Consider the following 4,489-nt stretch of genomic DNA (forward strand, 5'->3'; position numbering starts at 1 on the left):
ATAGAATTGCCAAATTGTGTATAGAAGTTTGTCCAAATTTGATTAAGGAACGTATAGAAAAGTTCTATGATTACTTCATGATTGATGAAGTTCAAGATCTTGGTGGGCATGATTTCAACTTGATACAAGCAATTATTCCTACAACTATTGATTGTCTATTGGTGGGTGATTTCTATCAGCATACTTTTGATACCAGTAGTGATGGCAATGTAAATAGTGGGTTATATAAAGACTACAAGAAATACAAAAATAAATGGTCGACTTTAGGGATTACTGTTGACGAAACGTCACTTTCAAATAGCTTTAGATGTTCTCCTGCAACTTGCGAGTTTGTTACAAAGCAATTAGATATTCAAATTAACTCTCATAGGCAAGATAGCACAAGAATTACCTTAGTTAATAACCAAGCTGAAACAGATTTTCTCTTTAATGATAACACAAAAGTTAAACTATTCTATCAAGAAGCTAGCAAGTACTCCTGTTTCGCCGAAAACTGGGGTAAATCTAAAGGTTTAGACAGTTTTCAAGATGTATGTATTGTTCTGAATAAAAAAACCCTCGGAGCATATAAAAAACACACTCTCCATCAACTGACTCCGTCAACCCGGAATAAATTTTATGTAGCATGTACAAGAGCAAAAAGGGATATATACTATATACCACATACATTTACCGATAAATACAAACAATAATTAATGTACTTCTCTTCTTGTGTATATTTACGATATTACAAAAAGAATTGCATGACTTTTTATGAGCTTTGACTATTCTCAGGTAGTATCAACTCATAATTAATGTAATAAGTTATATTTCATAGAGCTGTACCCCTTGATTTATCTGTTTAAATCACAAACTAAGTAAGAGAAAACTACTTTAATTTTCTCCTACTTTAATTTATCTTGCTTTTTAGTCGATATATCTTTTCACTATCTCTTGGTAAGCATCAATTCTTCTATCACGTAAGAAAGGCCACCAACGACGTACATTTTCCGAACGAGTAAGATCCACCTCTACCAACAGATTTTCATCTTTATCGTTGCCCGCTTTAGCTAGGAACTCACCTTGAGGACCTACAACAAAACTGTTGCCCCAAAACTGAATACCATTCGTTTGCTTAGACGGATCTTTCTCATGTCCCACACGGTTGACAGAGATTACGGGTAATCCATTTGCCACCGCATGACCTCTTTGAGAAATCACCCAAGCATCGAGCTGACGTTTCTTTTCATCGGCAGCATCAGAGCTTTCCCAACCAATAGCTGTAGGGTAAATTAAGACTTCTGCACCTTGAAGAGCCATTAGTCTGGCAGCTTCTGGATACCACTGATCCCAACAGACCAAAATACCTAGTTTACCTAGTGAGGTTTGGATAGGAGTAAAGCCCATATCTCCTGGAGTGAAATAGAATTTCTCGTAGTAAGCAGGATCATCGGGAATATGCATCTTGCGATACTTTCCTGCAATAGTACCATCCGTATCGAAAACAACGGCAGTATTATGGTAAAGGCCAGGAGCTCTCTTTTCAAAAAGAGAAGTAACCAATACCACTTTGTATTTAGCTGCCAACTCTCCATAAAAACCTGTGGAAGGTCCAGGAATTGTTTCTGCTAAATCGAAAGTATCAACATCTTCTGTTTGACAAAAGTAAAGAGAGTTGTGCAACTCTTGTAACACAATAAGTTGAGCCCCTTTACCAGCTAGCTCAGCAATACTATTAGCCAATTTCATCAAATTCTTTTTGATATCCGAGCTATTGGACTGTTGCACTAGACCTACGTTTATTGTTCTCTGTTTAGTCATATATTAAAATCTTTTCTATCTGTTGAATTAAATCAATACGCCTTTAGGGTACTGCATAGTAATACAATGTAGGGAGCCATGTTGTTTAATCAGAGGGCTACATTCTATACCTATAATCTCTTTCTCGGGGAATGCCTTTTGTAAGGCCATACGTGCTTCCTCATCGTGAGTAGGCTGACTATAAGTGGGGTACAGCACACAATCATTCATAATTAAGAAGTTGGCGTAAGTAGCAGGTAATCTTTCTTCATCGAAAATTACTGTATCTGCCATAGGTAAAGCAATAAGTTTATAAGGTTTACCTTGCAAAGTGCGGAAGGTTTTGAGTTGCTCTTCCATCTTTTTAAGTGCTTGATAATGCTCATCTTTTTCATTCTCACATTTCACATATACTATTGTATCTGTAGAGCAAAGACGAGCTAGAGTATCAATATGGCTATCGGTATCATCGCCAGAAAGGTAACCATGATCTAACCACAATACTTGTTTTAAGTTGAAAGTAGATTTGAGATACTCTTCAACCTCAGTTTTACCAAGCTGATCATTTCTATTGGGAGAGAGTAAGCATTCTGAAGTAGTAAGTACTGTACCTTCACCATCACTTTCTATGCTGCCTCCTTCGAGTACATAGCCTAGGCAGCTGACATATTCTCCTTGCACAGCTTTGGCTTTTGCTAATTCCCGATTGATTTGGTTATCATAATGAGAAGCAAACTTCAAGCCCCAGCCATTGAATGTAAAATCGAGTAGAAGAGGTTTATCTCCGTCCATCATCGTGATAAAACCATGATCACGAGCCCAAGTATCATTTGTTTCACATTCAAAAAGACGAACATTACTCATATTAATATGTGCTCTTTCTAGATAGTTGGAAACTTGTTGAACTTCGGGAGTTACGATTAGTAATAATTCTCTCTTCGCTATTTCACGCGCTAGCTGAATATAACAAGCTTCCACTTCATGGAGCATATGCGACCAATCTGTCCCAGCATGAGGCCAAGTAAGTTGAACTCCACTTTGAGGAAACCATTCAGCCGGTAAAAAAGCAGTTTTAGAAACTGCAGAATTGTCTTTTAACAATGACATCATTTTAATCTATTATACTATATATCTTATTTCTTAGGTTGTCTATCAAAGAAAGGATTCTTTGAAGATATACTTATCGGTATAGCCATCAGCATGGAGCAGCCTGGTAGATAATTGAGCTTTTGAGCGGCCAATCCAGCCGAGAACATCACACGAGTATCTACACGCATATCAGCAGCCATGGCACATGCAGAACCAACTGCTATACCCACATCAACACTATTGAATACGCAGAGAACTTCACTAGACCGACTGCCACATGTTATAAATCCACAATGTCCGCAATTTAGTCCCATTTCTTTTTCCTTTGTACCTATTAAGACAACACATTCAGCCTGTAGAATGTTAGCTGAATCTCTATCAAATTGATACTTACCGCCTCTGTATTCTAGGTAGAGCATCTCTTCAGACAATTCTTGAATATTTTCTCCAGTAACAATAGCCGTTTCTATCAAGTCTGCTCCTTTCGTTTTGGGGGCTGTACGGGCAGCATTAATCATTTTATACGCTACATCTAGAGCTCTTTCTTTTCTATTGTCTCTTTCATTTAGTATCATAATTCTATACTTTATCTTAGTTGGTAGAACAAATATAAAGATTTAAACCCTCTTCTCTAAAAGGATAGGTCAAAAAACAAGTACAAAATCACCCTTTTGAGATGATTTTGTACTTTAAATAGGCAAAACGATATATAATATATTATTTTAGATACCCAGTTGTTCCATTTCTTTTTTGAATACCCGAACGATTCCATCCCAATCTTCATTGCTGATGGCAGCAGAAGGATGAGTCATACCATATACAGGAATCTTTCCCCATAGAGCTTTATTAATGATATGCTTGTTGGGCTTTTTATCTTTATTTGTAGGAGTAAGAACTTCCTCTTTGTCAAACTTAAACTGTGCCTTAAGAGGATTGTAACAGTCTTTTACCGAGAAACAAACAATACATTTCGGTTTGAGAATGTGGTGAATGAGTTCGCTAGTAAACTCCAAGCATTGTTTTTGAACATCTTCATAGCGTATATCAACTTCCAGAAGCTTTAATTCATCTTTGAGTTTGGCTGTATTTTCCGCACAAAAATAAGTAGCATTCATAAATTGATAATTTCCTTCAGTAAGAGGATTAAGGTATTTTATTTGGTCGAAAGCTTCGTAGAGCTTAGTCCACACCCTCCATTCGTTCTTATCCGTTAAGAAAAAGGGGCTACCATAATAAAAACGTTTTTTATCTACATGGACATAATTAACATCTCCAGTAGGGCCGAAGCCTAGAAACACAACTCCTAAATTATTATCCAGCACGGGTTTTGATTGAAGTACACTAGTACATCGATCTATTTTAGGACCTACCGCAGTGAGATAATCATAGACCTTATTTACCCATACATCGTAAAGTTGCTCTTGTGTTGTTTGCTTTTCCATAGTTTATATAAACCTTATAGATTGAATATAGATTTTGATTTCCTTAAGATAGGCAAAATAGGAGAATAGCCCACTTTCTGAAGTAGAATATTTATTTGCAGCCTGTGACTACAATCTCTATTTTTAATAAGAAACGATATACCTTAAAGGCTAGGTTTAATATATATTTAAACGTATTT

At 36.5% G+C, this 4,489-nt stretch carries 5 protein-coding genes; 1 reads left to right on the forward strand and 4 read right to left on the reverse strand.

What is annotated here, in order from left to right; translation table 11 throughout:
- The coding region (locus K8V80_RS01580; protein WP_276774968.1) for a DNA helicase UvrD at positions 1-692 on the forward strand (692 nt) is incomplete at its 5' end.
- 214 nt (positions 693-906) lie between these two features.
- Here the strand turns inward: K8V80_RS01580 and K8V80_RS01585 are convergent.
- The 4 genes from K8V80_RS01585 to K8V80_RS01600 all read right to left on the reverse strand — a co-directional run bounded on the left by K8V80_RS01585 (position 907) and on the right by K8V80_RS01600 (position 4,310).
- Positions 907-1,800, reverse strand: a complete 894-nt coding sequence (locus K8V80_RS01585) for a carbon-nitrogen hydrolase (protein ID WP_276774969.1) — start codon at positions 1,798-1,800, stop codon at positions 907-909.
- 27 nt (positions 1,801-1,827) lie between these two features.
- Positions 1,828-2,886, reverse strand: coding sequence for an agmatine deiminase family protein (locus tag K8V80_RS01590; RefSeq protein ID WP_276774972.1), 1,059 nt, complete (start codon positions 2,884-2,886; stop codon positions 1,828-1,830).
- A 26-nt stretch (positions 2,887-2,912) separates the two neighbouring features.
- Positions 2,913-3,443 (reverse strand): ferredoxin domain-containing protein, encoded by a 531-nt coding sequence (locus tag K8V80_RS01595; protein ID WP_276774971.1) that lies wholly within the window; start codon positions 3,441-3,443, stop codon positions 2,913-2,915.
- Positions 3,444-3,590: 147 nt separating this feature from the next.
- Positions 3,591-4,310 (reverse strand): hypothetical protein, encoded by a 720-nt coding sequence (locus K8V80_RS01600; protein ID WP_006744929.1) that lies wholly within the window; start codon positions 4,308-4,310, stop codon positions 3,591-3,593.
- Positions 4,311-4,489: the final 179 nt, after the last annotated feature.

Origin of the sequence: Bacteroides coprosuis (assembly GCF_020741705.1) — a bacterium.
Taxonomy (GTDB): Bacteria; Bacteroidota; Bacteroidia; order Bacteroidales; family Bacteroidaceae; genus Bacteroides_E; species Bacteroides_E coprosuis.

What these genes read in the sequence shown, in the direction of transcription:
- K8V80_RS01585 (WP_276774969.1), bottom strand. Translation starts at nt 1,800, where the DNA reads ATGACTAAACAGAGAACAATAAACGTAGGTCTAGTGCAACAGTCCAAT.
- K8V80_RS01590 (WP_276774972.1), bottom strand. Translation starts at nt 2,886, where the DNA reads ATGTCATTGTTAAAAGACAATTCTGCAGTTTCTAAAACTGCTTTTTTA.
- K8V80_RS01595 (WP_276774971.1), bottom strand. Translation starts at nt 3,443, where the DNA reads ATGATACTAAATGAAAGAGACAATAGAAAAGAAAGAGCTCTAGATGTA.
- K8V80_RS01600 (WP_006744929.1), bottom strand. Translation starts at nt 4,310, where the DNA reads ATGGAAAAGCAAACAACACAAGAGCAACTTTACGATGTATGGGTAAAT.